Genomic DNA, 26,961 nt, shown 5'->3' with positions numbered 1-26,961 from the left:
CGTTTAGCTCGGGCCCACCCCGTTTCCGTGCCGCGTGTCCACGTGTCCACGTGTCCACGTGGCCGCGTGTCCGCCTGTCCGCGTCGGCGAGGCGGGACGGGCTGCGGGCTCACTCCCCACCCCGCCCCTTCCCTCAACTGGGGCTCCGCCCCAGACCCCGGGGTCCAGGGGCGAAGCCCCTGCCACGCGGCGGAGCCGCATATCGACAGGGGACGGGAAGGGGCGGGGTGGGGGAAAAATCCGCGACGAGACGGGACGCGCTCAGGACAGGAAGTCCGCCGCGAGCTGCTCCGCCGCACGCTCCAGCAGCGGGCCCGCCTCGGCGATACAGCGGGCCGGATCCGGCTCCAGGGCGGTCAGCGGGTAGGCGCGGCTGATCCCCGCGCCGGCGAGCGCCGCCTCCGGCAGCGCGAGACGGCCGCAGACCGCGACCACCTCCACCCCGCGCGCCCGCGCCGCGGCCGCCACCCCCGCCGGGGCCTTGCCGTGCAGGGTCTGCTCGTCGAGCGAGCCCTCGCCGGTGATCACCAGATCGGCGCGTTCGAGCGCCGGGGCGAAGCCGAGCACGTCCAGCATCACCTCGATACCGGGGCGGAAGGCCGCGCCGAGGCCGATCAGCGCGCCATAGCCGATGCCGCCCGCCGCGCCCGCGCCGGGCGCCAGCGCGTACTCCGCGGCCCGCGGCCCCACGGACCGCTCCAGGACCTCCGCGAAGTGGGCGAGCGCGCCGTCCAGGAGCACGACATCGGCCATGGTCGCGCCCTTCTGCGGGCCGTACACCGCCGCCGCGCCCTTCGGCCCGGTCAGCGGATTGTCGACATCGCTGGCCAGGACGATCTCGGTGTCCGCCAGGCGCGGGTCCAGGCCGCTCAGGTCAGCCGTGGCGAGATCCCGCAGCGCACCGCCCCCGGGCCCGACCGGCTCGCCCGCGGCGTCGAGCAGCCGGGCGCCCAGCGCGGCCAGCATGCCCGCGCCGCCGTCGGTGGTCGCGCTGCCGCCGACCCCGAAGACGACGGTCCGGGCGCCCGCGTCCAGCACCGCGCGCAGCAGCTCCCCGCTGCCGTACGTGGTCGCGGCCAGCGGCGCAAACAGCCCCTCCGGAAGGTGGCGCAGCCCTGACGCCTCGGCCATCTCGACCACCGCCACCTCGCCGCGCAGCGCGTACGCCGCGGTCACCGGGTCGCCCAGCGGCCCGGTCACCCGCGCCTCGCGCCGCTCGAACCCGGCCGCGACAGCCGCGTCGACCGTCCCGTCGCCGCCGTCCGCGACGGGCAGCGCCTCGACGCTCACCGCCCCGGCCCCGCCCGGCGCCCCGCGCCACAGCCCGGCCGTCACATGCGCGGCGACCTGCACGGCCGTCAGCGAGCCCTTGAACTTGTCCGCGGCGATCAACACCCGTCTCGGCGCTCCCGGCCGTATCCCGTCGCGCGCCTCTGCCTTCGCAGCATCCGCCACCGTCGTCACCCCTCGCTCTCGTCCCCCAGCCTGCCCAGCCACCCCGCGGTGACCCTATCCGGACGGCGTTCCTCCTGCCCAGCGACGCGGTGTCGGCCTGCGGCGGGGCCCCGGCTCGGGTACACCTGACAACATGGCCCTTGGCGGGAGCGCACTCGCGGACCGGATCCTCGGCGGCTGGCTCGGCCGCATCGCCGGGAACATGCTCGGCAAGCCGGTCGAGCGCGGCGACCACTGGACCCGTGAGCGCATCGACCGCTATCTGCGCCGCGCGGACGCCCTGCCGCTGACCGACTACGTCCCCACGCTGGAGCCGCCGCCCGACCCCGTGGAGTTCGAGCTGCGCCCGGAGTGGCAGGAGTGCGTCCGGGGCCGGATCCACGGCAGCTGCCGGGACGACGACGTGGACTACACCCTGCTGGGCCTGCACCTCCTGGAGACCCACGGCTTCGCCTTCACCACCGAGCAGGTCGGCGACCTGTGGCTGCTGCGCCTGCCCTACCTCCAGACCTTCACCGCCGAGCGGGTCGCCTACCGCAATCTCACCGCCGGGGTGAAGCCACCGCTCACCGCCACCCTCGACAACCCCTACCAGGAATGGATCGGCGCCCTCATCCGCGCCGACATCCACGGCTGGGTCAACCCCGGCGACCCGCGCGCCGCCGCCGCGATGGCCCGGCGCGACGCCGTGCTGTCGCACACCGGAAACGGGGTGTACGGGGCGATGTGGGCGGCCGCGCTGATCGCCGCCGCGTTCACGGCCGACGGCCCGCGCGACGCGATCGAGGCCGCGCTGGTGCGGATCCCGCCGCGCTGCCGCCTGGCCCGTACGGTCCGCAAGGTGGCCGCCCTGTACGAGGCGGGGGTGGCCTGGGCGGACACGCTGGACCAGCTGGAGCGGGAGACCAGCGGGCTGCACTGGATCCACATCGTGCCCAACGCCGCCGTCATCACGGCCGGACTGCTCTACGGAGAGGGCGACTTCACCACGACCATCGCCCTCACCGTGCGCGGCGGCCTGGACACCGACTCCAACGGCGCGACGGCCGGGTCGGCCGCCGGTGTCCTGTGCGGCGCGGCGGCCATCCCGCCGCAGTGGACCGAGCCGCTGCGGGACCGGGTGCGCAGCGCCGTGTTCGGCTTCGACGGGTCGCGGATCAGCGACCTGGCGGCGCGTACGCACCGGCTGGCGATGGCGGGGGCCGAGCGGCCCACCGCCCGGCCGCCCGCGGGCTGAACCGGGCCGGGTTCAGCCGCGCGCCACGTACCGCACGAACCGCGTCCAGTCGGCGCGCCCGACGGCGAGGTGGGGCCGCGACACGTCCTTGCCAGCGCGCGGAACAGATCCACCGCGCCATCGCCCGCGTCCTCGTCCGTCGGGTCCGCCACCGTCAGCCCGCCCCTCGCGATACGCACCCGGGCAGTCACCCAGCGTGCTGGATCGAATTTCGGTCAGCGTAGGACGCACCAGCCACAAGGGGGCAGCAAGCCCGGAACATCACTCTGACGAGTGAATGATAGGTACTAGGTATCATGAACCCATGCTGTATCAGACGCCCCGCCTCGACCCCATGGACCACAAAGTCCTGGACGAGGTCGACACCATGCGCGACCAACTGCGGCACGCCGTGCAGCAGGTACCAACGAAATGGACGCTCGATCTGCGCAAAGCACTCACGGCCAGCGCGATCGCGGCGTCGAACACCATCGAGGGCCACCGGGTCGACGCCCGGGACGTCGCCGACCTCATGGACGGCGAGCGCGAGGTCGATGTCAGCGACGAGGACAAGGCGGAGACGCTGGCCTACCAGCAGGCCATGACGTACATCCAGTCCCTGCACGACGTCACCGACTTCCGGTACAGCAAGGAACTGCTCAACAGCCTCCACTGGATGCTCCAGGGCCACCATCACCCGCGGAAGATCGCGGGCCAGTGGCGCAAATCCGCCATCCGCATCACCGCTCCCGGCGATGAACTTGCCACGGACTACGAAGGCCCGGACCAGGAGCACGTCCCGGGCCTGATGAGCGAACTGGTCGACTGGCTCAACGAGGGCGACCTCGACCAGCATGCCCTCATCCGCGCCGCGATGGCGCACCTGAACCTCGCGAAGGCCCACCCATGGTCGGGTGGCAACGGCCGGATGTCGCGGTCGTTGCAGACTCTCCTGATCGCCCGTGGCGGGGTCCTCGCCCCCGAGTTCTCCTCCATCGAGGAGTGGCTGGGCATGCCGGGCAACACGTGGGAGTACTACAAGGTGCTGCGCGCGGTCGGGGGTCCCGTCTGGTCACCGCAGCGGGAGACCCTGCCGTGGATCAAGTTCAACCTCCTCGCCTACCACCAGCAGGCCCAGCGGGTGCAGCGCCGCGTCGACCGGTCCAACGACTGCTGGACGCAACTCATGGAAACCGCCGAGGAGTACGGGCTCATGGAACGGCAGGCGACTGCTCTGCACGAGGTGGCCATGATGGGTCGGGTGCGGCGTTCTCGCCACGAGAAGGCCGAAGGGCTCAACACCCAGCAGGCGACGCGGGACTTGCAGGCCCTGACGAAGGCCGAGCTGCTGACCGCCGTCGGGCAGACGAAGGGCCGGCATTACGTCGCAGGCCCCCGGTTCCCACAGAACGTACTGGCCACCGCCCAGCGCCGGCACACCATCGTCGACCCGTACGCTGTGTAGCCAGAGCGCTCGCCACCCCGCACGTCACGCGCCCAGGCCGCGTAGCAGCACGGGGAGCCCGCCGAAGAACTGCTGGTCGGCACTGACGTCGCGGGCGGGAGCACCTACCCGCACGCAGCGGACCGGGCGGTCCGCCCGGCCTGCCCCACCGACTTCCTGTTCGCGAGCGACGGGCGCGTCGTCGCCGCCAAGTTACTGGAGCCGTCAGCCCTGAGAGACGCGGCGGATCTGCTCAGGCCGCAGGGCAAGAAGTGCGAGCGTATGCCCCTCCGTGTCACTGAACTCGACCTCGTAGGCCGGAGGGTTTTCGTACAGGTCGACCACGGTGCCGGTCATGCCTGAGCGCAGACCTTCCTCAGGGATGTCGACCACCACTTGAACGACGTCGAACAGTCTCGTCATCTGCCGCCTCTGGTCAGGGGAAAGTAAGTGCGACAAACCGGGTCGCACCGGTCCCGGCGTCGACAATCCATGCGGTCCGGACCGCCATGGCCCCATTGGGGCCGGACAACTCGACGCCCCGGATCCATCGCTGCCCGTATTGGTCGCCCTTCCCTGGTTGGGCTCCACCACGCTGCACTTGGTCCACTCTCCCAGCACTCCGGGTCCACGGGGCGCGCCTGATCAAGCCCGACCCCAAGGACATATAGCTATCGCTATACTGTCAGCGTGGCACAGAACGAGTGGGACATCTTCGTCACCGACGAGGTCCTCGAGTGGATCGACAGCCTCGGACCCGCGGCGCACACCCGCGTGGTGCAGGCACTCGACGCCCTCGCCGAGGGCGGACCGGGCTTGGGACGCCCCCTGGTCGACACCGTCTGCGGCTCCGCCATCCAGAACCTCAAGGAACTGCGCCCGGGAACCGTGCGGATTCTGTTCGCGTTCGATCCATGGCGGTCGAGCATCCTGCTGGTGGCGGGAGATAAGTGCGACCGCTGGAACGAGTGGTACGACGAAGCCATCCCGCTCGCCGAGCAGCGCTACACCGCATACCTGAAGTCCCGCGCCGAAGAGGAGGACGCATGATGACCGGATACACCCGCTGGCAGGACATCCGCGCCGGACATGTCGCTCGCGTCGGCGGCGAGGAGGTCGTGGCCGAGGGCAAGCGGGAACTTCTCGCCGAGGTACTGGGCCACCGACTCGCCGAAATCCGCAAGTCCCGAAACCTGACCCAGGAGCAGGTGGCCGAACAGATGGGCGTCACCAAGGGCCGCGTATCCCAGATCGAACAGGGACACATCTCCGGCCAGGAAGTCTTGACTCGCTACGCCGCCGCCCTCGGCGGACAGCTGCATCAGGCGATCTACTTCGACAATGGCGACATCGCTGCGATCGCCTGACTTTGCAGCAGTGGTGGGGCGGCATCGGCCCTTTCGGTCCCGGGGCGGCACCTGTAGTCCGCGCCACCGGGTCGAACAGGGCTACCTCGATCAGGACTCGGGCCTTCTGTTCATCGGCCCGCAGGCCGAACAGCGTTACGTCCAGGGCCCACGCAGGCTCCTGCTCACCGGACGCAGCCGGCAGGTCACCCACATCGACTTCAGCCGCCGCCGCTGCTTCGTTACCCCGGTGGGCGAAGGCGGGCGGGCCGCCGCCCGCCTCGCTCAGCGATCACCGGTCCACCGTGTCCCAGGGGCTGCCCAGCCAGCCCTCGTGGCTGTCGAGCACCGCGAGGAGCGAGGCGGTGACGCGCTCGTCCCACCCGTCCTCCTCCACGTCGAGCTCGAAGTTGTCCCCCGCCCCGCTGTGGAAGTCGAGGACGATCCGGCCGCCCGCGCGCCACTTCGTACGGCGCGGTGTGCGCGCGATGTCACCGCTGCCCGCGACGAGGCTGCCGGCCACGATGACGAGCTGGACCGGGAAGAGCAGCCACCACACGCCCCACCAGAAGGGCCGCCCCTTGAGCCCGACGACGGGCTGTGCCCCGGCCTGCTGGACGGTCCAGCGGCTGCGGACCCTGCCATCCCTCATGGCCGGTTCGCGGGTGAAGAGGGCCAGGGGCTCGCCTTCGGCGCCCAGCACCTCGTACGTGGCGGGGCCGCCCTTGGCCGCCGACTTGGTCACGACCTGGGCGAACACCTGCGTGCGGTGCGCGTCGGCCCAGAGGGTGAAGGCGCGGGCGCCCTGCTTGCGGGCGGCACGGTACTCGGCGAGGCCACCGCCGGGCGGAAATCGCCGCTCGGGGAAGGCCACGGTCCGGATGGCCCGGCCACCGGCGCGGTCGGGGCCGTCGGAGACGCGTATCTCCCGGGTGAGACGCCCGTCCTGAGGCGGCGGATCCCCCTTCTTGGCCGACGTCGTCACACTCGTATCGCTCAGCCACACAGACCGCGTCATCCGGAACTCTCCGCCTCCACCGCGCCGATCACATCGATCACATACGGAGCCGGACTTTACCTCTCCGCATAAACACGCTCGCCTCTGTCCGGGCCCGGTGCGTACGCTCGCCGTATGAGCACCGAAGCGACGCGCCGGCCGCTTGTGGCGATCCTGAGCGGGGCGGGCATCTCCACGGACTCCGGGATCCCCGACTACCGCGGCCCACAAGGGTTGTGGCGGCGCGATCCGGAAGCCGAAAAGCTGGTGACGTACGAGTACTACATGTCCGACCCCGACATCCGGCGCCGCTCCTGGCTGATGCGGCGGGACAGCGAGGCGCTGCACGCCGAGCCCAACCGGGCGCACGAGGCCGTGGCCCGGCTGGAGCGGTCGGGCATCCCGGTCCGGGTGATCACACAGAACGTGGACGGGCTGCACCAGCTCGCCGGGCTGCCCGCGCGCAAGGTGCTGGAGCTGCACGGCACGGCGCGGGCCGTGCAGTGCACGCGCTGCAAGGCGCGCTCCGAGATGGCGGAGGCCCTGGAGCGGGTGGCGGGCGGCGACCCGGACCCGGCGTGTCCGGCCTGCGGCGGAATCCTGAAGACGGCCACGGTGATGTTCGGGGAGAGCCTCGACCCGGAGGTGCTGACGGGCGCGGTCGCGGTGGCGAAGGCGTGCGAGATCTTCATCGCGGTCGGCACCAGCCTCCAGGTCCAGCCCGCGGCCTCGCTCGCCGGGATGGCCGCCGAGTCGGGCGCCCGGCTGATCATCGTCAACGCCGAGCCCACGCCGTACGACGAGCTCGCGGACGAGCTGATCCGCGAGCCCATCGGCACCGCCCTGCCCGCGCTGCTGGAGCGCATCGCGGCGGCGGGGTGAGGCGGTACGGCGCCCGTCAGCGCGGAGCGGACGGGCGCCGGCCCACCCGTCAGCGGCGGGTGAGCAGTGGGTCCCAGTCCTGGGGGCCGTCGCTGTAGCGGGAGCCGGTGAGCGGGGTCTTGATACGCCCCGTGGGGTCGGTGAGCACCAGCCGCTCGCCCATATCGCGTGAGCAGAACGCAGTTGGCAGGCAGTCCCAGCGCACCAAGCGATCGCTGTCGGCCCAGGCGAGCGTCATGCCCACTCTCGCCGCGCCGACCGTCCGGTGCGTCCGCGTCTCCTTCACGGTCGCCGTCCAGCCGTCGCCCACCGTGTAGTAGCGGCCGTCCGGTGACAGCCCGGCTGGGGGCGCGTCCGGACCCTCGTACGAGGGGGCCTTCTCCTTCGCCCGCCCCTCCAGGTCGTACCAGGTCTCCATGGCGCCGCCCGGCGGGTCCGGAACCACCAGCAGCGTGCCGTCCCGGCTCCACCGCACGTCGATACGGCCGACCCCGACGAACCCGTCGTCCATGTCGACGCCCATCGGACGGTATTCCTTCCGACCCGAGTCGACGTCGACCAGGTAATAGCCGGTCCTCGCATGGGGCGTAAACCTATCGCGGGCGGTGGTATCGATGTCCGGGTATCCGCGGTACGTGGTGACCACCAGCCGCTTGCCGTCCGGCGACCACTGCACCCCGCCCGCCTTGTGCTCCAGCGGGATCCACTTCGTCACCTTCCCGGTGTCCAGATCGAGGATCCCGACGCGGGACGCGGGCAGCGTCTTCTCCAGGACGGCGGCCTGCTTCATGCCGGGGGCGACGTCCAGCCAGCCCCAGTCCGTCTTCTCGTAGCGCTGTGTCCGTGGGCTGTAGAGGTGCCAGGTGTAGGTGGTCCGCTTCATCCGGTCCTGGTTGCGGGTCTTCCGGTCCGCCCGGTACGCGGACACCGCGATGTCCCCGGCGGCGATCAGGTGGCGCGGCGGCGACTCGCCCGGATACGCGGACACGTCACCGGTCGTCATCCGCCCCGGCTCCGAATGGCCGGGCTGATCGCGCTCCGCCAGCTCCGGCACCACCACCACCCCGCCCGCCAGCAGCGCGAAGGCGGCGGCCGCCACCGTCACCGCGGTCGCCCGGCGCCGGCGACGCCGCAGCAGGGCCCGCCCCGCCAGGTCGGCCCCGACCGGGGGTGTCGTCTCGTCGGCCCACTCGTGGAGGGTGTCCCGCACCAGCTGTTCAGCGTTCACTTCCACACCTCCGCAGGTGAGTTGCCGAATTCGAGGCCGCCGCCGGGCGCGGCGCCGGGGTCCAGCTCAGGCACCAGCACGCGCAGTTTGGCCAGCGCCCGGTGCGTGGTGCTGCGAACCGTCCCCACCGAGCAGCCGAGCAACTCGGCCACCTCCCCCTCGGGGCAGTCCTCGAAGTAACGGAGCACCGGCATGGTGCGCTGACGCGCCGTCAGCCTGGCCAGCGCCCGGCGCACCAGGATCCGCAGCTCGGCGGCGCCGGCGGCATCCTCGCGCCCTGCGGCGTCGGGGAGTTCGGCCACCGTGGTCTCACGGCGGGTGCGCAGCAGCCGCCACAGGCTCACCTGCTGCCGGTAGAGCACCTGCCGCAGATACGCCTCGGGGTTCTCCAGCCTGCCCCAGCGCCCCGCCGCTTTCGCCAGCGCCGTCTGTAACAGATCCTCGGCGGCATGGGTGTCGCCGCCGGTCAGGAGGGTCGCCGTGCGCATCAGCGCGGGCGAGCGCGCCGCGACGAATTCGCGGAAGCGGCGCTCTTCCTCGTCATTCATGGTTCCCCGTGATCGGTCGTCTTCGCCTCGCGGTCGTCTGTCACCTCCTTGGACGTGTGCGGGGCCGCTCCGCTATGTCGGGTCCGTCAAAAAAGTTGGAGACCCGGCTGCCGCCCGCGCGCCTCGAAGTCCAGCAGTCGCCGCTTGCGGTCGAGACCGCCGCCGTAGCCGGTGAGGCTGCCGGTGGCGCCGACGACGCGGTGGCAGGGGACGATGATGCCGACCGGGTTCTTGCCGTTGGCCAGGCCCACGGCCCGGGAGGCGGTCGGCGAGCCGAGGCGGTCGGCGAGCTGCCCGTACGAGACGGTCTCGCCGTACGGGATGTGCCGCAGCTCGGACCAGACGCGGCGCTGGAACGGGGTGCCGGACAGCCGCAGCGGCAGGTCGAACTCGGTCAGCTCGCCCGCGAAGTAGGCGCGCAGTTGGCGGATGGTCTCGGCGAACGGGGGCTCGTCGGGGTCGCCGGGGGCGCCGAAGGTCTCCTCGGCCGGGCGGTGGCGCTGGTCGGTCATATAGAGCCCGGCCAGGGCCTCTTCGTCGGCGACCAGGGTGAGCGGCCCGTACGGGCTGTCGATGACGGTGTGGGTGCGGGACATGGTGGGTTTCTTTCGATTCCTGGTTGCTTACGGTTCCGAGTTGCTTAGGGTTCCGGGTTTCCTACGGTTCGGGCATGTAGTTGATGGGGTGGTCGTCGGTGGCCCACAGGTACTGCACGGCGTACGCGCGCCAGGGCCGCCACCGCGCCGCGTACCGGGTCAGCGCCCCCGGCGTGGCGGGCAGCCCCAGCCCGGCGGCGGCGCGCCGCACCCCGAGGTCGGTCGGCAGAAACGCGTCCGGGTCGCCGAGCGCGCGCATCGCGATGACCTCGACGGTCCACGGCCCGATCCCGGGCAGCTCGGTGAGGCGCGCCCGCGCCTCGTCCCAGTCGCTGCCGACGCCGAGGACGACCCGGCCCGAGGCGAGCGCGTCGATCAGCCCGATCAGCGTGGCGCGGCGGGTGCGCGGCATGGCCAGCGCCTCGGGGTCCAGGCCGGCCAGGGCCTGCGCGGTCGGGAAGAGGTGGGTCAGCCCGCCCGACGGGTCCTCGATCCGCTCGCCGTGCGCGGTCACCAGCCGGGCCGCGTGCGTACGGGCTGCCGCCGTGGACACCTGCTGTCCGATCACCGCGCGCACCGCGAACTCGTCGGCGTCCACCGCGCGCGGCACCCGCCGCCCCGGTGCCTTGTCGACCAGCGGGGCGAGGTCGGGGTCGGTGCGCAGCAGCTCGTCGACCGCGGTGGGGTCGGCGTCCAGGTCCAGCAGCCGCCGGCATCTGCTGATCGCCCCGGCCAGGTCGCGCATGTCGGTGAGGGACAGCTGGCAGGCGATGTGGTCCGGCTCCGGGCGCAGCGCCACGACCCCGTGCCCGTACGGCAGGCGCAGCGTGCGGCGGTACGCGCCGCCGCGCCACTCCTCCACCCCGGGCACGGCGGTGGCGACCAGGTGGCCGAAGAGGTTGTCCGGGCACAGGGGTGCCCGGAAGGGCAGCCGCAGGGTCAGCGCGCCCGGCGCCGCGGGCCGCCCGCCGCGCTTGGCCCGCTGGCGCAGCTCGGTGGGCGAGAGCGCGAAGACCTCGCGGACGGTGTCGTTGAAGGCCCGGATGCTGGCGAACCCGGCCGCGAAGGCGATGTCCGCCATCGGCAGCCCGCTGGTCTCGATCAGCAGCCGCGCGGTCTGCGCGCGCTGCGCCCGGGCCAGGGCCAGCGGGCCCGCGCCGAGCTCGGCGCGCAGCTGCCGCTCGACCTGGCGCGTGCTGTAGCCGAGGCGGGCGGCGAGGCCGGGCACCCCCTCGCGGTCGACGACCCCGTCGGCGACCAGCCGCATGGCGCGGGCGACCAGGTCGGCGCGCTCGTTCCACTGCGGCGAGCCGGGGCTGGCGTCGGGGCGGCAGCGCTTGCAGGCCCGGAAACCGGCTTGCTGGGCGGCCGCCGCGCTCGGGTAGAAGCGCATGTTCTCGGGCTTGGGGCCGACGACCGGGCAGCTGGGGCGGCAGTAGATGCGGGTGGTGACGACCGCCACGAAGAACCAGCCGTCGAAGCGCTCGTCCTTGGCCTGCGCGGCGCGCAGGCACCGGTCGGTGTCGGTATGCATGGCTCCAGCATCGGACATCGGGAGGGGCGAGGCTCGCGAGAATCCGACATCGAGGTCGGAGCTGCCCTTCGGGTTAGCCCGCCTTGCCGAGCTACGGCGCATTGGGGTGAAAGGGCAGACCAGCGGCGCTGTGATCGGCATCATGGGAGGGTGACGGACTACGCCGAGATAGTGCTTGCCGATGACACCTCCGTACGCCTGGAGCTGGCCCCCGTGGGCACGGCCCCAAGCGGCGGACCCGGCGGCGAAGCGGGGGGCTCGCGGCCCGGCAGACCGGGCGGGATCGGCGGCGTGGGCGGGGTGACCCCGGTGGGGCGCGGGTCGCGGGCCGCGGCGGCGCTGGCCGCCGAGGGGCTGCGTACGGTGCTGCGGCCGCTGGGCCCCCTGCTCCAGGAGGTGCACGACGCGGTGTCCGCCGCGCCGAACCCGCCCCATGAGATCAATGTGCAGTTCGGTGTGCAGGTGGGGCAGGACCTCAAGCTGGGCATCGTGGGCGCCAACGGGCAGGCCAGCCTGACCGTTTCGGCCACCTGGCAGCTGTCCGGTTCGGATGGCGGTCAGGGGGACGGCCAGGGTACCGGCGGCCAGGGGACCAGCGGCCAGAGCCAGGTCGCTGCCGCCGGGCCGGGCAACGGCTCCGGCCCCGCCGCCTGAGCCATGGGGTGGTTCCACACCCGCGGGCCCTCCTCGCGGCCCGCGGTCTCCGTCCTGGCCGAGGCCGACGGCGAACCGGCCGGCTCCGGAGTGCTGCTCCCCGGCCGGCACCTGCTGACCTGCGCGCATGTCGTCAACAGCGCCCTGGGCAGGCCCGATCCGCTGGCCTCCGACCACCCGGGCCCGGTCACGGTGCGGGTGCGGATCATCGCCCGGGAGGTCACCGTCGAGCGCGAGGCGGAGCTGACGGCCTGGATCCCGCCGCGGACGGACGACGGCGGGCTCGGCGGCTACGAATGGAACGGCGATCTCGCGGTGCTGCGCCTGACCGGGGCGCTGCCGCCCGCGTTCCAGCCGCCGTCCTGGCACCCCATGGTCAAGGAGCAGCGGGTCCGCGCCTGGCACGGCAGCGGAGAGCCGGGCGTCTTCGCCGACGCCGAGGTGACCAACTGCGACGGGCGATTCGGCTACTTCGACGGGGGCGACCGCTCCCTCGACATCGAGGAGTCCTACAGCGGCGGCCCGCTGTGGACGAACGACGAGAGCGCCGTCGTCGGGCTCGTCACCGCGAAGCTGGATATTCGTGGGGGTGCCGTGCGCCGCGCCTGGGGCATCCCCTGGCAGCGCGTCCGGCGGGAGCTGGACGACAGGGGGCTGGCCCATCTCGCCGCCGGTCCCGAGGACGGCGTGCGCGATCACCCCGCCTACTGGGAGCTGGTCACCCTGCTGGACGGACCGCTGCCCGCGGTCGATGGCTGGGCGCGCTGCGGGCGGGCCGTCGCCCGCCAGTGCGGCCTCGGCCACCGCGCGGACGGGGCGCCGTCGGCCGAGGAGTTCGCCCGACTGCTGCTCACCCATGAGCGGGCGCTGCCCGCCCTGGTGGAGGCGGCGCGCCGCACCGCCCATGAGCTGGCGGACCAACTGCTGGCCGTGGCAGGCCGACACGGGCTGGCTCGGCTGCTCTCGCCCCATGAGTACAAACGGCTGGTCGAGCACATTGACACGCTGCCCGCGCCCGCAGCGGCCCGCATCCCCGCCGCCGTACGGGCCGCGCTGCCGCTGGCCGCCTTGCCGGCAGCGCTGTTCAGCGGCGGCGGGAGCCACGCCGCGCTCGTCGAACACCTGGAGACACTGCACGGCGACATCGCGTCGGCCCCGTACGGCGGTGTGGCCGTGCCGAGGCTGCTGCGTGCCGTCGAGTACGTGGCGGCGGCCTGCTCCCGGGCCGGTGGAGGGAGCACGGCGCTGGAGCAGTGGTGCGACCGGGTCGCCGAGCGGCTCGGCGTATCCGAGACGGCTCTGTTGGACCGCCGCAGGGACGCCGCGGACTGGGCGAGGAGGTGGCGGCTGAACCCGCCGCGCGTGCTGGTCGAACTGCGCGCGCTGCCCACCCGCGAAGACGGCGCCCGCGAAGACGGCACCGAGCGCTATCGCATGCGGCTGTGGTGCGACGACGGATCCGGCCCGCAGCCGGTCTCGGAGCAGGACCAGCGGCCGCGTACCTCGGGCGAAGTGGCCCGGGAGATCCTGGCGGTCGTCGGACCGCTGCGCCGGGCGGACGACAGTGTGCTCCCGGTCGTCGAACTGGTCGTGGACCGCGACTCGCTGGAGCTGCCCCTCGACGACTGGGAGGACCCGGACCAGCCGCTGCCGCGGGTGCTCGGCGCGGAGTACCCGGTGGTCGTCAACTGCCCCGAGCTGCGCGAGCGGGGCGGCGACGGGATCCTGTCCGACTGGCGGGAGCGGTGGCGGCGGCTGGACAGCGAGGAGCCCCTGCACATCGACGACGAGGCGGCCGAGAGCCCGCGGGCCCTGTACGGGCTGCTGATGGAGCGGCGGTTCGCGGGGCGGGCGAACATCGTGGCGTCCGGGCAGCGCCGTTCCGCCGCCGTGCAGACGTGTCTGGCCGCGGGTGTGCCGGTGGTGCTGTGGGACCGCGGCGACAAGCCCGGCTCCCCCGCCCTCGGCCACTTCACCGACCCGCGCGGGCACTTGCCGGAACAGGTGCGGATCTACCGGGCCATGGCGCTTCAGCGCCCCTTGACCTGCCCCGGCCGCCCGGTGCTGGCGTGGGCCGACCCCGCCCTGCTGCCGCCGGACGGCGCGGGGCGGCCGGTGCCGGAGGAGGAGCCCGAGGGGCTGGAGGTGGGCGGGACCCTGTCGCACATGGCTACCGACACGCGCGCCATGGAGGTTGTCAAGCCGGGACGTCCTCGCCCCCGGCCTACGTGGGTGCGTCTCGAACCGGAGTCGACGTATCTCCCGACGGAAGCGGAGAGTCCCGCCGAGCCGCCGCCACCGGGAGCAGCTGGGCCACCGTCGCACGATGTGTGGTCGGACGGCCCGGCCGACGAACTGGTGGTGGACCCATGGCTGTCCGTGGACCCCGAGCCACCGCCGCCCGACGCCGACGGGCCCCCGCCGAACGCCGGCCGGCCGCTGCCCGTGCTGGAGCTGGCAGACCCGACCGACTCCGACCCGGAGGATTTCGCATGGTGACCACGTACGACGACTGGCGGCTGTTCCACGGAGACGGCCGACAGCGCCCGGTCGAGATGCCGCCCGCCCCGCCCTGGCGCACCTTCGGCCCCGTCGCGCCGGACGGCGGTCCGGCCGAGGGCCCCGCCCCCGCCCGGCCGTACCTCATCTCGCCGGAACACGCTGACGTGGTGAACGCCGCGCTGCATCTGCGCCGCCCGCTGCTCGTCACCGGCCACCCGGGTACGGGCAAGTCCTCGCTGGCGCGCGCCATCGCCCACGAGCTCGACCTGGGCGAGGTCCTGCACTGGCCGGTCAACAGCCGCTCCACCGTGCAGGACGCCCTCTACCGCTACGACGCGATCGGGCGGCTGCGGGAGACCGCGCTCAGCCGCGACCGCGGCGACGCCGAGCCTCCCCTGGGCAGCTTCGTGCGGCTCGGGCCGCTCGGCACGGCTCTGGTGCCCGGCCCGCGGCCCCGCGTGCTGCTGGTGGACGAGCTCGACAAGGGCGATGTGGATCTGCCGAACGACCTGCTGACGGTCTTCGAGGAGGGCGAGTTCGAGATCCCCGAGCTGGCCCGGCTGCCCGAGGAGCAGTCGGTGGTCGATGTGCTCACCGAGCGCGCGGAGGAGCGGGCCACGGTACGGCGGGGGCGGCTGCGCTGCCAGGAGTTCCCCGTCGTCGTGATCACCAGCAACGGCGAGCGGGACTTCCCGCCCGCCTTCCTGCGCCGCTGCGTACGCCTGGAGCTGCCCACCCCCGACGAGGCCAGGCTGCGGGAGATCGTCACCGCGCATCTGGGCGAGGACGCGCTGGACGACGTGGACCGCCTGCTGGAGGCCTTCCTGCGCCGCCGCTCCGCCCGCCAACTGGCCACCGACCAGCTCCTGAACGCCGTGTTCCTGCGCGCGAGCGGCGTGGACCTGTCGGCGGACGGGCTGCTGGACGCGGTGCTGCACCGGCTGGGCGGGGTGGTGTGACCCGTGGCGGGGAGGGGACGGGCCGGGCGGCGGCCGGAGGCGCTCGGGCAGCTGGATGACGCGCTCGCGATCCTCGCGGACAGCGGGGCGGAACTGTCCCAGGAGCAGCTGCTCGACGCGCTCTGGCTGGCCACGCGGCTGCCCGCGGGGGCGGCCGGGGCAGCGGGGGCGCCGCTTGAGCGCGCCCGTACGGCCGCCGGGGCCGTCCCCACCACCCCGCCGCCGGGCCCCGCCGCCCCGCCCCCGCCACGGCAGAGCGCTCCCACCGTGCCCTCGCCGACGTCACAGCAGACGCCGCCACAACAGACGCCGTCACAACAGGCGCCGCCACAGCAGACGCCGTCACGGCAGAGCGGGCCGGCCGACGGCACGAGCGGTCTGTACGGCGCGATCGAGGCGTCCCCCGCCCCAGGCGCTCCCCCACCGCCCACCGCGCGCCGCGCGCTGCCGCTGCGCGTGCCGGAGGCCAAGGCGCTGCGCGCCGAGCTGCCCATCGGGCGGGCGCTGCGCCCGCTCAAGCAGCACCGGCCCAACCCGCTGAAGCGGGAGGTGGACGAGGTCGCCACCGCGACGGCGCTCGCCGAGACCGGCCTGCCGGACGTGGTCACCCGCCCGGCCCGCGAGCGCTGGCTGGATCTGGCGCTCGTCGTCGACGACGGGATGTCGATGCTGCTGTGGCGGCGGCTGGCGGTCGAGCTGCGTACCCTGCTCCAGCGCGCGGGCGCCTTCCGCGTCGTACGGGTCCTGGGCCTGCACACGCGGGGCGGGGACGCGCCCGTGCTGCGCGCCAAGCCGTACGTCCCCGAGGCGCCCGTCCTCCCCGTCACGGCGGTGTCCGACCCGTCGGGGCACACGCTGGTGCTGGTGCTGAGCGACGGGGTGGGCGCGGCATGGCGGGACGGCCGGATGACCGCCGTACTGGAGCGCTGGGCGGGCCACGGGCCGACGGCCGTGATGCACGCCCTGCCGCCGCGCCTGTGGGAGGGGACCGGGATCCGCGCGCAGCGCTGGCAGGTGCGCACCCGCAGGCCCGGCTCGCCGGGCGCGGACTGGACGGTCACCGACCCCGTCCTGCCCCCGGAGCTCGCGCGCTTCGACAGCGTCCCGGTGCCCGTCCTGGAGCCGGACGCCGGGCCGCTGGCCGACTGGGCCCGGCTGATCGCCTCCGCGAGCGGCACGGCCGTACTCCCGCTGCTGGCCCCGCCGCGCCCGCGCCGCCCGGCCGTCGCGCCGTCCGGCCCTGCCAGTCCCGGGGACGACCTGAGCCGTCTCCTGCGCTACCGGGAGGCGGCCTCGCCGGAGGCGTACCGCCTGGCGGCCCACCTGGCCGCGGTCGCTCCACTGCCGGTGCCCGTGATGCGGCTGGTGCAGGAGGCGGTGGAGTGGCGGGCGGACACCGGACATCTGGCCGAGGTCTTCCTCGGCGGGCTGATGCGCCCGGCCGAGCCCCCGTCCTCGGCGGGCCCGGGCCCGTTTCCGCCGCAGCACCGCCCCTTCACCTTCACGGACACCGTCCGGCGCGCGCTGCTGGGCGCGGTGCCGCTGCCCGAACTCGACGAGACGCGCGGGCTGATCGAGGCCCGCCTGAAGGAACTCGCGGGCAACTCACCGGACTTCCCGGCCTGGCTGGCCCACCCCTCCGGCACCGACCGCCTCCGGGCGGAAGCCCGGCCGTTCGGCACGGTGGGGCAGGGGCTGGCGGCCCGGCTGGGCGCGTCGCCGGTCGCGCGGGCAGTGTCACTGCCGGCGCACCGCTGGCGTCCGCTGGGGCCGGAGGACCCGCGCACCATCGGTCCTTACACGCTGCGGATGACCGACCCGTCGGGGTTCCGCGTCACCACCTACATCGGGGACGAGGACGCGTACGGCGAACAGGTCGTCATCCACACCGCGCTCGCGGCGAACGGGCCGCAGGCGGCCGACCTGCTCCGCGTGCAGGCGGAGGCGCTGCGCCGGATGGACGGCCGGTACGCGGCGAGGCTGCTGCGGCAGGACCTGGACTGCGCGACGCCATGGATCGCGGAAGAGCCCTTCACCGCGGAGCGGCTGAGCGAGATCCCGTTGCGCGGCGACGGAGACCGGGCCTTCGCGATCGCCCGGCAACTCGCGGACGCGGTGCGGGTGTGCGCCGCGGAGGGCATGGCGCACGGGGACCTGCGGCAGGCCACCGTCTATGTCTCCGACGACGGGCTCTTCCTGACCGCCTGGGCCGCGGCCTGCATCGACGGCGTCCCGTCACCGGCCAACCCGGTCCTGGTGCCGACCCCCCAGGACAACGTCCTCGAGCTCGCCCAGATCCTGCTGAACCTCGGCGGCGGGGCCCGGTTCGGCGGCTCGGAGGTGATGTACGACCTGTCGCACTGGCGCGGCCCCTGGCGGTCGGTGCGCCATGTGGTGCTGGCCGGTCTGGCGCCCGATCCGCGCGACCGGCCGACGGCGCGGGAGGTGGGGGAGGCCTTCGAGGGGTCCGCCCCGGGGCTCACCAGGGAACAGCGGGCCCACGGCTGGACCCCCCTGACGGACCGCGACCCGCGCCGGCTCGGCCCGTGCACCCTGGAGTGCCACATCCGCACCTCGGACGGAGCGACCACGTATCTGGGGCGCGGGCCCAACGGGGAGCCCGCCGTGCTGCGCACCGTGGACCAGGAGTCCCGGCGGCGGGGCGCGTTCTCCGGGCTGAGCACGGAAGCGGAAGCGCTCCGCCGGATGGCGGGCCGCTACGCGCCGAGGCTGCTGGGGCAGGACCTCGAAGGCCAACCCCCGTGGATCGCCGAGGAGCAGATCCTCGCCTCCGACGGCTCCCCGGCCCGCACCCTGACCGCCCTGCTCTCCGACGGCACGGCGGACGGCTGGGATGCGCGGGGGGCGGCCATCCTCGGTATGCAGTTGGCCGAGGCGGTAGCATTCTGCTCGGCCAAGGGAATGGTGCACGGCCATCTGACGACGGACAAGGTCCTCGTCGCCGACGGCACGGTGAGGCTGATCGGTTGGCAGACCGCCGTCATCGACCGGGCGTACCGGCGCCTCATCAGGCGTCTCACCCCCGCGGACGACGTCTTCGCGCTCGGCGAGATCCTGCTGGCCCTGGGCGGTGGTCGGCCGACCACCCGCGAGGAGCGTTGGATCAGCCCCCTCCCGCAGAACATCGGCGCTCCGTCCGGGACCTACGCGAGCAAGAGCGTCGACTGGGCCGGATCCCGCTGGGAGGGCGCGGCCTGGGAGCCCCTGCGGACGATGGTCAGCTCCTGCTTGTTCAACTCGCGCCGGGACCGGCCGACGGCGGGCGAGATCGCGGGGGTCTTCTCCCAGGTGGTTGTGCGTACGGCCGACCAAGGTGCCCGACCGGACGACAGCGAACAAGCGCTCAAGCACCGGCTCATCCGCGCGCCCCTGTTGCTGTTCCACCGCATCGCAGCGCTCGGTCTCAGCCGAGGCACCGAGGCGGCCAGGGCCGTTGCGGCGCTTGGCGCGGTCTTCGCCTCCGCACGGCCGGATCCCGTCATCGCCGTCGATGTCAGTCCGGATACGGGCTGGCTGATCCACCGATCACACCGCGAGACCGACGCGGGGCCGCGCGAGCTGGCCACTCTGCTGCCCGCCGCGCTCGCTCGCTCGGACATGCGCCGGTTCACCTCGCGGACCCCCGATGGGCTGGAAGTCCTGGCCAACCTCGCTCCGCCTGACCGCCCCATCGGCGACCAGGACTACCGGCGCATCATGAACGCGCTCAGCGAGCGGTACCCGCTCGCGCTCACTCACGCGGTGGCGAGCCCCGGCACCGGGGAGATCACGTTGCCCGGAGTCCTGGACCTCGCCGATCAGTTGGTCATCATCTGGTCGGCGGAGAGCCGCAGAAGGCCGGCCAACGTCGAGGCGACCTTCGACTGGATCACCGCACAGGGCCACGCCGAATTGCTGCGCCGAAGCATCGTCGTGATCACGGGGGCAGACAATTTCAACCCGCTTGAACACGCCGAGCTCGTCCCCCAAGGCGAGTGCCGCGCCATGATCGCGATCCCATTCGACCCCCATCTGGCGAGCGGCCATCCGCTGGACCTCGGCGCCCTGCGCTCGGGGACCCTCGCCCGCTACCGCGACCTGGCCGCCCTCCTCGCCGAGGGCTTCACTGCACTGGACGCCGGTCCACCGGCGTGAGCGGGGTGCGGATGGCCACCGCCGTGCGGCGCGGGCCGGACCAGGGGGCCGGGACGGCGTCGATGTCCTTCGCCAGGCGGTACGCCAGCGACTCGTAGTTGACGCGCCAGCCGCGGAAGTGCGGCCAGGCCGCCTCGGGTGTGCGCTCCATCGGGTAGCCCTGTTCGGCCATCCGGGCCACGCCCCACAGGAAGTCCTCGTAGCCGAGCAGCAGCGGGTCGTCGGGGCGGGGGTCGTGGTCGTACGCGATACCGCGGGTATCGGCGAGGTCGCGCAGGCAGACGATTCCCGCCCGCAGCGCCATCCGCGCCTCGGCGGGCGGCTGGGACGGGTTGAGGGCCAGCCGCAGGGCCGCGGCGTCCATGACGGACAGCAGTGCGATCAGCCAGTTACGGTCAGGCCTGGGGGACCGGAACTGGATCAGGACCGGGTAGGTGGTGTGGCTCTCGCTCACCTCGGCGCTCCACCGCTCCCAGTTGCGGAAGAGCTCGGTGAGGCTGTCCAGCAGCTCGACCTGGGCGTAGCGGGCCAGGACCTCCGGCCCCCACGGCGGGCTTCCCGCGCGGACCGCGAGCAGGGTGACCTCAGCCTCCCGGCGCTGGTAGGCGCCGTACAGCGCGGGCAGGAAACCGACCTGGAGGCCGACCACGATCGGGCCGGTGGCCGCCGCGCAGAAGTCGATGGCGGTCAGCGTGGCGCGCCTGCTGCTGGCGAAGCCGAGCGTGAAGAGGGAGGAGCCCGCCTCGGTGAGCGCGGTCCTGGGGCCGAAGCCGCTGACCGCCGCCTCCAGCAGGGCGTACCCGAGCATGAAGGAGATCAGCCAGCCGATCAGCGTGACGACGATGGCCACCGCGGCCACGGGCGCGAGCACCCGGTCCTGGGCCTCGGCGCTCGGCAGCCGGTCGGCCACCAGCTGGGCCGCCCGGCACACCACGCGCTGGACGATCTGGGTGAAGCTGGAGCGGGTGGGGCGGGGGATGACCAGCGTGCACAGCACCGAGGAGAAGATCCCGAGCACGATGACGGCGCCCAGGATGCCCAGCAGTACCCGCACCGCCACCGCAGCTCCGTTCCTTGCCCCACCCCCGCCGATTTCCGGTCCGGTGCTCTCACCAGCCCGGACGGGGGAAGCGTACGGGGGTGCCACCGGCCGGTGCCGGGGGCGCGCTGCGGAGGGCCTATGGTGTACGCCATGTCGTCCACCGACCTCATCCGCATTGTCTCCCGCTCCTCCCCCATGGCCCTCGCACAGGTCGAGCGGGTCCGCGCCGAACTCGCCCAGCTGCGACCCGGCATCCGTACCGAGGTGGTGCCGGTCACCACCTCCGGCGACCGGTGGATGGGCGACCTGTCGGCGCTCGGCGGGAAGGGCGCGTTCACCAAGGAGGTCGACGCGGCGCTGCTGGCGGGCGAGGCCGATCTGGCGGTGCACTGCGTCAAGGACGTGCCCGCCGACCGTCCGCTCCCCGCGGGCACGGTCTTCGCGGCCTACCTCAAGCGGGACGACATCCGCGACGCGGTGGTGCACCCGGGCGGGCTGACACTCGATCAGCTGCCGGAGGGCGCGCGCATCGGCACCTCGTCGGTGCGCCGCATCGCGCAACTGGCCGTCTCCCACCCGCATCTGGAGTGCGTACCGATGCGCGGCAACGCCAACCGCCGCCTGGAGAAGCTGGACGCGGGCGAGGCCGACGCGCTGCTGCTGGCCGTGTCCGGGCTCGAGCGCATCGGCCGCACGGACCGGATCAGCGAGATCCTGCCCGTCGAGACGATGTGCCCGCCGATCGGCGCCGGGGTGCTGGCGCTTCAGTGCCGCGAGGACGACACCGCGACCATCGACGCGGTCTCCGGGCTCGGCGACGCGGACGCCTGGAAGGAGATCACGGCGGAGCGCATGCTCCTGCATGTGCTCCAGGGCCACTGCAACTCCCCCATCGCGGGTTACGCCAGGGCCGAGCGCGACGGCCGGCTCTCCTTGCGCGCCCGGGTCTTCAGCCCGGACGGCAAGACGGTGCTGGACGCGCACGAGTGGGCCGGGCCGCTGGATCCGGCGACGCTCGGCACGTCGGTGGCGGTGGCGCTGCTGCGGCAGGGGGCGCGCGAGGTGATCGACACCATCCCGCACTGAGCGGCCAGGGGTGTCGGGCGGGTCTTTCCCCTACCCGCCCCTTCCCACGACTGGGGCTCCGCCCCAGCCCCCGAGTTCCGGGGGCGCCGGAGCGCCCCGCGCGGCGGGGCCACGCGGCACCGCGTTTCGGCTTTTCCCCTCCCCGCCCCTTCCCGGCCCCTGTCGATATGCGGCTCCGCCGCGTGAGGGGCTCCGCCCCAGACCCCGGGTGGCGGCGGGGCTCCGCCCTTGGACCCCCGGAGTCCGGGACCAGGGCCTGCGCGGTGGGGCCTCATGCGGCCCCACCGCGTGGGGCGCTCCGCCCCCGGGCCTCGGGGTCTGGGGCAGAGCCCGCGGGGGTGGCGGAGCCGCCGCGGGGCGGGGCGGAGGCCCTCGATGTGCGCCCCCGGGCCTCGGGGTCTGGGGCGGAGCCCCAGTTGAGGGAAGGGGCGGGGAGGGGAACAGCCCGCCGCAGGCGGCACCGTCGACCGGGCTACGCCTCAGGGATGCGCACCGCGCGCCCCGTCACCCGCACCCGCTCCTCCTCGGGCCGGATGTCCACGACGAGATCGCTGGGGCGCCCCATGTCCTCCCCCTGCCTGATCCGCACCCGCACCGGCTCCGACACCAGCCCGAGCGCCCGCAGATAGCCGCCGAAGGCGGCCGCCGCGGCGCCCGTGGCCGGGTCTTCGACGACGCCGCCGGGTGGGAACGGGTCGCGGGCGTGGAAGTCGAAGCGGTCCGCGGACTCGCGCCACACCAGGTGGACGGTGGTCCACCCCTGGACCCGCATCAGCTCTTCCAGCGCGTCGAAGTCGTAGTCCAGGTCGGCGAGCCGCTCGCGGGTGGCGGCGGCGAGGACGAGGTGGTCGTTGCCCGCGAAGGCGATGTGCGGCGGAAGGGCCGGGTCCAGGTCGTCCCGGGTCCAGCGCAGGGCCTTCAGCGCCTGCTCCGTGACGGCCTCGTCGGCCGGGCGGGAGTGCGTGGGCGCGCTGGTCAGGGTGGCCTGCGGGGCCGATGCCGTACCGCCATCGCCGTCCCCGCCGCCCCCGCCGCCCCCGCCCTCCAAGGTCGTCGCCACGCGGATCTCGCCCACCATCGTGTCGAAGACCAGCTCGCCGGGGCCGATGCGCTCGGCGAGCGCGACGGCGGTGGCGATCGTGGCGTGGCCGCAGAAGGCCACCTCGGCGCGGGGGCTGAAGTACCGCAGCCCGAAGCGGCGCGCGGCCTCGTCCCCGGCGGTGATGAACGCGGTCTCGGAGTAGCCGACGTGGGCGGCGATGGCCACCATCTCGGCGTCGTCGAGGGCCCCGGCGTCGAGGAACACCCCGGCGGGGTTGCCGCCGGAGGGGTCGGTGGTGAAGGCGGAGTAGCGGAGGACGTGGTCGAGCGCGCTGTCGGTGCTCTGTGCGGTGGTCATGGAGTAACCGTGTCATCGCCTCCCCCATCGCGTCCAACGATTGTTTTCGCTCAGGCCCATCGAGAATCCCGATACATCCGGGTAGGATGCCGTTCCGATGGACACCAGACTTCTGCGCACCTTCGTGGCCCTGGCCCGTACCGGCAGCTTCACCTCCGCGGCCACCGAGCTGCACCTCGCCCAGTCCACCGTGACCGTCCAGATCCGCTCGCTGGAGCGGGAGCTCGGCACGCGCCTGTTCGACCGGCTGCCCGCGGGCACGACGCCGACCCCGTCCGGGCGGCGGCTGCTCGAGGAGGCCGAGCGGGTGCTGGACGCCGAGGCCCGGCTGCGGGCCGCCGCGGCGGCCGGGAACGGCGAGGGGGCGGACGGCGCGGTGGAGGGGCAGGTGGCGCTCGGCGCGGGAGAGTCGCTGTGTTCGTCGCATCTGCCCCGGGTGATCGCCTCGCTACGGCGCACCCACCCGGGTGTGGACGTCCATCTGCACACGGCCGACACCGCCACGGCCATGGAGGGGCTGCGCTCGGGCCGGCTCGACCTGGTGCTCCTCCTCGAGCCGGAGATCGACGCGGCCGACCTGGTGACGCGGCCCATCGCACACGAACCGCTGGTGTACGTGGCCGCGCCCGGCCACCGGCTGGCCGGGCGCGAGGCGGGGTGGGCGGAGCTGGCCGGGGAGAGCTTCTTCGTCCACGAGGAGGGCTGCTCGTACAGCGACCGGCTGGCGCGCTCCCTGCTCGCGCTGCCCGGCCCACCGCCCCGGCTGACCCGGTTCGGGAGCATCGAGGCCGCCCGCGCCTGCGTTGCCGCCGGGCTCGGGCTCACGCTGCTGCCGGAGGCGACCGTGGAGCGGCAGCTGCGCGACGGCCTGCTGGCCCGGGTCGACGGGCCCGCGGTGCCGCCCGTGCCGGTGCAGCTCACCCGGCACCGCAGGCGCTGGACCTCGCCCGCCGCCCAGCTGGTCGCCGACGAGCTGACGCGTCTCCTCGGAGACGGAGACGGAGACGGAGACGGCTAGTGATCCGTCAGTGCTCCTCGGCCGCGGGCTCCAGCACGAAGACGGGGATCTCGCGGTCCGTCTTCGTCTGGTAGTCGGCGTAGTCGGGATACGCCTCGACCGCGCGCGCCCACCACTGGGCCTTCTCCTCCCCGTGGACCTCGCGGGCCGTCATGTCCCGGCTCACCGTGCCGTCCCGCAGCTCGACCCGGGGGTCGGCCACGACGTTGTAGTACCAGACGGGGTTCTTGGGCGAGCCGCCCAGCGAGGCGACCGCGGCGTAGGCGCCCTCGTGCTCCACCCGCATGAGCGGGGACTTGCGGATCTTGCCTGACTTCGCGCCCCGGGTGGTCAGGAGGATGACCGGCAGCCCGCGGATCGACATCCCCTTGGTGCCACCAGAGCTCTCGATCCGCTCGACCTGATCGCGCACCCACTTCTCGGGGCTCGGCTCGTACTCACCCTGTAGAGGCATGGCTTCCTGTCCCATCGTCGGTTCGGCCACGACTTTCAGGGTGCAACGCCGGGCCGCGGCTTCGGCATTCCGGCGCGCGGGACCGGGGTCAGTCGCGGTCGCTCAGCCGCCGCCACACCGCCCGCGCCGCGTGGTGCCCGGACATCCCGTGCACCCCGGGCCCCGGCGGGGTGGCCGAGGAGCACAGGAAAACCGACGGGTGCGCCGTGGCGTACGGAACGCGGGCCAGCTTGGGGCGGATCACGGTCTGGAGGCCCGCGAAGGCGCCGCACGCGATGTCGCCCTCGACGTAGTTCGCGTTGCGCGCGGCGAGCTGCGGCGGCCCGGCCACCGCGCGTGCGAGCACCAGGTCCCGGAAGCCGGGCGCGAAGCGCTCTATCTGCCGCTCTATGGCGTCGGTCGCGTCCCCGTCCCAGCCGCGGGGCACATGGCCGTAGGCCCAGAAGACATGCTTGCCCGCCGGGGCGCGCGAGTCGTCGACCACGCCGGGCTGGGCGGTGATCAGGAAGGGGGTGTCGGGGGCGCGCCCCCCGGTGGCGGCCCGCAGCGCGGTGCCGATCTCGCCGGCGGTGGGGCCGACGTGGACGGTGCCGGCGCGCCGGGCCTCCGGCGCGGTCCAGGGCACCGGGCCGTCCAGGGCGTAGTCGACCTTGAAGACGCTGGCCCCGTAGCGGAAGTGGTGGTACGCGTGGCCGAGCCCGGCGATCCGGGCCAGGGCGGTCGGCGAGGTGTCGAAGATGTACGCGCGGGCGGGCGGCAGCTCGTCGAGCCGCTTGACCTCCACCCCCACATGGATCGCGCCGCCCTGCTCGCGCAGATACGACCCGAGCGCGTCCGAGATGGCCTGCGAGCCGCCGCGCGGGACCGGCCAGCCCACCTCGTGGCCCGCGAGCGCGAAGAACAGCGCGAGGCCTGCCGTGGCGATGCCACTGGTCGGGGAGATGGCGTGGCCCGCCATCCCGGCGAGTATCGCGCGCGCCTTCTCGTCGCGGAAGCGGCGGCCCAGGAGGGTGACGGGCTGGATGGCGTCCAGCCCGAAGCGCGCCCAGGTCACCGGGTCGGCGGGCACCCCGTCCCAGGCGGCGCGCAGGAAGTCGCGAGCGAGCGTGTCCCACTTCCCGACGTACGGGGCGACCAGCCGGCGGTACGTACCGGCGTCGCGCGGGCCCAGCGACATGGCCGTCTCACCGACCGAGCGGGCCAGGACGGCGGCGGTGCCGTCCGGGAAGGGGTGGGCCAGCGGCAGCTCGGGGTGCAGCCACTCCAGGCCGTGCCGGGCGAGCGGCATGGCGCGGAAGGCCGGGGAGCCGATGCCCAGCGGGTGCACCGCGGAGCAGGGGTCGTGCCGGTAGCCGGGGAGGGTGAGCTCTTCGGTGCGCGCGCCGCCGCCGATCGTGTCGGCGGCCTCGAAGACCTCCACCCCAAAGCCGCGGCGGGCCAGTTCGACGGCCGCGGTCAGCCCGTTCGGCCCGGCACCCACCACGACCGCGTCGAGCATGGACGGCACGTCGGCTCTCCTCCCCGTCCCGAGGGTTTCTGAGGATCGGTCAGCCGGCGACCCGGTCGGCCGGGGTAGCCAGCAGGCTCAGGATATGCCGTACGGTCGCCGCGTCCCGCGCCGCGGTGAAAGGAAGCGCGTTTCCGCCCGTGATGCGGAACGAATCGCCGGTCAGGGTCGCGCTCGCGCCGCCCGCCTCGGCGACCAGCAGCAGCCCGGCGGCGTGGTCCCAGACGTTCTCCCAGGTGAAGGCCACCGCGTCGGCCAGGCCCCGGGCCACGTTCAGATACTCGAGCCCGGCCGAGCCGCACGGGCGCGGCGCGACCCCGGGTGTCCGCAGTACGGACAGGGCGCGCTTCTCGTCGTCGGTGGTGAAGTCGTAGTGGGAGATGGCGACTTCGAGATCCCTGCCGGGCTCCGGGTGCCCGGCGCGTATCGGCTCGCCGTTCAGCACCGCTCCCCCGCCGCGGCGCGCGACGGCCATCAGGTCGAGGGCCGGGGCGAGGGTCCACGAGGCGAGCACCTCGCCGTGGTGGGCGAGGCTGACGAGGGTCGCGAAGCCGGGGTCGCCGTGCACGAACTGCCGGGTGCCGTCGACCGGGTCGACGATCCACACCGGCGCGTCGCCGCCCAGCGCGCCGAGCACGGCGGGGTCGGCGTGCACGGCCTCCTCGCCCACCACGGCCGAGCCTGGCAGCAGCGCGGTGAGCGAGGCGGTCAGGTGCTCCTCGGCCAGCCGGTCGGCGACCGTCACCAGGTCGTGCGGGCCGTTCTTCTCCACGATCTCGTGGTCGGCGAGCTGCCGGAACCGCGGCATGATCTCGGCGGCGGCCGCTTTGCGCACCGCCTCCTCGACGTCGGACAGATCACCGGCGAGAAACTGCTCGATCATGCCCTTATCGAACCATGCCCCGGCGACAGCCGGTGTCCACGCGGCGGCCATGGGAT

General features: G+C 73.7%; 23 protein-coding genes and 1 pseudogene. 12 read left to right on the top strand and 12 right to left on the bottom strand.

All coding sequences use genetic code 11. The features are described 5' to 3' along the window. Positions 1-261: 261 nt before the first annotated feature. Positions 262-1,395, bottom strand: coding sequence for a glycerate kinase (locus ABTY62_RS09780; protein ID WP_352128884.1), 1,134 nt, complete (start codon positions 1,393-1,395; stop codon positions 262-264). A gap of 193 nt (positions 1,396-1,588) precedes the next feature. Between ABTY62_RS09780 and ABTY62_RS09775 the strand changes: the two genes are divergently transcribed. Together ABTY62_RS09775 and ABTY62_RS09770 are read left to right on the top strand one after the other, a co-directional pair. Then, positions 1,589-2,692: an ADP-ribosylglycohydrolase family protein gene (locus tag ABTY62_RS09775; protein ID WP_352128883.1), complete on the top strand. Its 1,104-nt coding sequence runs from the start codon at positions 1,589-1,591 to the stop codon at positions 2,690-2,692. 304 nt (positions 2,693-2,996) lie between these two features. Continuing rightward, a complete protein-coding gene (locus tag ABTY62_RS09770; RefSeq protein ID WP_352128882.1) occupies positions 2,997-4,136 on the top strand; it encodes a Fic family protein in 1,140 nt (379 codons plus the stop codon). A 204-nt stretch (positions 4,137-4,340) separates the two neighbouring features. On the opposite strand, the gene ABTY62_RS09765 is transcribed toward ABTY62_RS09770, so the two are convergent. Next, a complete protein-coding gene (locus ABTY62_RS09765) occupies positions 4,341-4,538 on the bottom strand; it encodes a DUF4926 domain-containing protein (protein ID WP_352128881.1) in 198 nt (65 codons plus the stop codon). Between the two features lie 267 nt (positions 4,539-4,805). Here ABTY62_RS09765 and ABTY62_RS09760 point away from each other — a divergent pair, with 267 nt between their 5' ends. The 3 genes and pseudogenes from ABTY62_RS09760 to ABTY62_RS47485 all read left to right on the top strand — a co-directional run. Then, complete coding sequence (locus tag ABTY62_RS09760; protein WP_352128880.1) at positions 4,806-5,165, top strand: type II toxin-antitoxin system RelE/ParE family toxin; 360 nt, start codon at positions 4,806-4,808, stop codon at positions 5,163-5,165. After that, positions 5,162-5,482, top strand: a complete 321-nt coding sequence (locus ABTY62_RS09755; protein ID WP_352128879.1) for a helix-turn-helix domain-containing protein — start codon at positions 5,162-5,164, stop codon at positions 5,480-5,482. Before ABTY62_RS09760 ends, ABTY62_RS09755 begins: the two co-directional genes overlap by 4 nt. 5 nt (positions 5,483-5,487) lie before the next feature. Then, a pseudogene (locus ABTY62_RS47485) lies at positions 5,488-5,732 on the top strand (DEAD/DEAH box helicase); the annotation flags it as partial. Between the two features lie 21 nt (positions 5,733-5,753). On the opposite strand, the gene ABTY62_RS09750 reads toward ABTY62_RS47485, so the two are convergent. Then, positions 5,754-6,479: a hypothetical protein gene (locus ABTY62_RS09750; protein ID WP_352128878.1), complete on the bottom strand. Its 726-nt coding sequence runs from the start codon at positions 6,477-6,479 to the stop codon at positions 5,754-5,756. 114 nt (positions 6,480-6,593) lie between these two features. On the opposite strand from ABTY62_RS09750, the gene ABTY62_RS09745 reads away from it, so the two are divergent. Further along, positions 6,594-7,340, top strand: a complete 747-nt coding sequence (locus ABTY62_RS09745; RefSeq protein ID WP_352128877.1) for an SIR2 family NAD-dependent protein deacylase — start codon at positions 6,594-6,596, stop codon at positions 7,338-7,340. Positions 7,341-7,389: 49 nt separating this feature from the next. On the opposite strand, the gene ABTY62_RS09740 is transcribed toward ABTY62_RS09745, so the two are convergent. The 4 genes from ABTY62_RS09740 to ABTY62_RS09725 all read right to left on the bottom strand — a co-directional run bounded on the left by ABTY62_RS09740 (position 7,390) and on the right by ABTY62_RS09725 (position 11,246). Beyond that, positions 7,390-8,568 carry a TolB family protein gene (locus ABTY62_RS09740; protein ID WP_352128876.1) on the bottom strand — a complete coding sequence of 393 codons (1,179 nt, stop codon included), beginning with the start codon at positions 8,566-8,568 and terminating at the stop codon, positions 7,390-7,392. Then, positions 8,565-9,116: a SigE family RNA polymerase sigma factor gene (locus ABTY62_RS09735; protein WP_352128875.1), complete on the bottom strand. Its 552-nt coding sequence runs from the start codon at positions 9,114-9,116 to the stop codon at positions 8,565-8,567. The genes ABTY62_RS09740 and ABTY62_RS09735 overlap by 4 nt, the downstream gene beginning before the upstream one ends. Before the next feature lie 86 nt (positions 9,117-9,202). After that, complete coding sequence (locus tag ABTY62_RS09730) at positions 9,203-9,712, bottom strand: methylated-DNA--[protein]-cysteine S-methyltransferase (RefSeq protein ID WP_352128873.1); 510 nt, start codon at positions 9,710-9,712, stop codon at positions 9,203-9,205. A 61-nt stretch (positions 9,713-9,773) separates the two neighbouring features. Then, the gene (locus ABTY62_RS09725; protein WP_352128872.1) at positions 9,774-11,246 is read right to left on the bottom strand and encodes an AlkA N-terminal domain-containing protein; all 1,473 of its coding nucleotides are present in this window, start codon (positions 11,244-11,246) and stop codon (positions 9,774-9,776) included. 150 nt (positions 11,247-11,396) lie between these two features. Here ABTY62_RS09725 and ABTY62_RS09720 point away from each other — a divergent pair, with 150 nt between their 5' ends. Genes ABTY62_RS09720 through ABTY62_RS09705 form a run of 4 tightly spaced genes read left to right on the top strand, consistent with a single transcriptional unit; the run spans position 11,397 to position 19,516 of the window. After that, positions 11,397-11,900, top strand: a complete 504-nt coding sequence (locus ABTY62_RS09720) for a CU044_2847 family protein (protein WP_352128871.1) — start codon at positions 11,397-11,399, stop codon at positions 11,898-11,900. A gap of 3 nt (positions 11,901-11,903) precedes the next feature. After that, on the top strand, positions 11,904-14,399 hold the full coding sequence (locus ABTY62_RS09715; protein WP_352128870.1) for a VMAP-C domain-containing protein: 2,496 nt from the start codon (positions 11,904-11,906) through the stop codon (positions 14,397-14,399). Continuing rightward, positions 14,393-15,361: an AAA family ATPase gene (locus ABTY62_RS09710; RefSeq protein WP_352128869.1), complete on the top strand. Its 969-nt coding sequence runs from the start codon at positions 14,393-14,395 to the stop codon at positions 15,359-15,361. The genes ABTY62_RS09715 and ABTY62_RS09710 overlap by 7 nt, the downstream gene beginning before the upstream one ends. Before the next feature lie 3 nt (positions 15,362-15,364). Next, a complete protein-coding gene (locus ABTY62_RS09705) occupies positions 15,365-19,516 on the top strand; it encodes an SAV_2336 N-terminal domain-related protein (protein ID WP_352128868.1) in 4,152 nt (1,383 codons plus the stop codon). Here the strand turns inward: ABTY62_RS09705 and ABTY62_RS09700 are convergent. Then, positions 19,485-20,576 (bottom strand): hypothetical protein, encoded by a 1,092-nt coding sequence (locus ABTY62_RS09700; RefSeq protein ID WP_352128867.1) that lies wholly within the window; start codon positions 20,574-20,576, stop codon positions 19,485-19,487. The two genes, ABTY62_RS09705 and ABTY62_RS09700, sit on opposite strands and share 32 nt — an antisense overlap. Before the next feature lie 132 nt (positions 20,577-20,708). On the opposite strand from ABTY62_RS09700, the gene hemC reads away from it, so the two are divergent. Then, positions 20,709-21,644, top strand: coding sequence for a hydroxymethylbilane synthase (gene hemC, locus ABTY62_RS09695; RefSeq protein WP_352128865.1), 936 nt, complete (start codon positions 20,709-20,711; stop codon positions 21,642-21,644). Between the two features lie 472 nt (positions 21,645-22,116). Here the strand turns inward: hemC and ABTY62_RS09690 are convergent, their stop codons facing one another. Next, entirely contained in the window at positions 22,117-23,043 is a 927-nt protein-coding gene (locus ABTY62_RS09690) for a PhzF family phenazine biosynthesis protein (RefSeq protein WP_352128864.1), read from the bottom strand. A gap of 97 nt (positions 23,044-23,140) precedes the next feature. On the opposite strand from ABTY62_RS09690, the gene ABTY62_RS09685 reads away from it, so the two are divergent. Next, positions 23,141-24,061, top strand: coding sequence for a LysR family transcriptional regulator (locus tag ABTY62_RS09685; RefSeq protein WP_352128863.1), 921 nt, complete (start codon positions 23,141-23,143; stop codon positions 24,059-24,061). A gap of 7 nt (positions 24,062-24,068) precedes the next feature. Here ABTY62_RS09685 and ABTY62_RS09680 read toward each other — a convergent pair whose 3' ends face one another. The 3 genes from ABTY62_RS09680 to ABTY62_RS09670 form a co-directional block, all read right to left on the bottom strand. Further along, positions 24,069-24,515, bottom strand: a complete 447-nt coding sequence (locus ABTY62_RS09680) for a nitroreductase family deazaflavin-dependent oxidoreductase (RefSeq protein ID WP_352129032.1) — start codon at positions 24,513-24,515, stop codon at positions 24,069-24,071. An 88-nt stretch (positions 24,516-24,603) separates the two neighbouring features. Then, the gene (locus ABTY62_RS09675; protein WP_352129031.1) at positions 24,604-26,013 is read right to left on the bottom strand and encodes a phytoene desaturase family protein; all 1,410 of its coding nucleotides are present in this window, start codon (positions 26,011-26,013) and stop codon (positions 24,604-24,606) included. Between the two features lie 49 nt (positions 26,014-26,062). Further along, on the bottom strand, positions 26,063-26,905 hold the full coding sequence (locus ABTY62_RS09670) for an inositol monophosphatase family protein (RefSeq protein WP_352128862.1): 843 nt from the start codon (positions 26,903-26,905) through the stop codon (positions 26,063-26,065). Between the last annotated feature and the right edge of the window lie 56 nt (positions 26,906-26,961).

The organism is Streptomyces sp. NPDC097640 (assembly GCF_040302705.1).
Classification (GTDB): domain Bacteria; phylum Actinomycetota; class Actinomycetes; order Streptomycetales; family Streptomycetaceae; genus Streptomyces.
The sequence above is the reverse complement of the archived record's forward strand: the minus strand, read 5'-3'. Positions and strand labels throughout refer to the sequence as shown.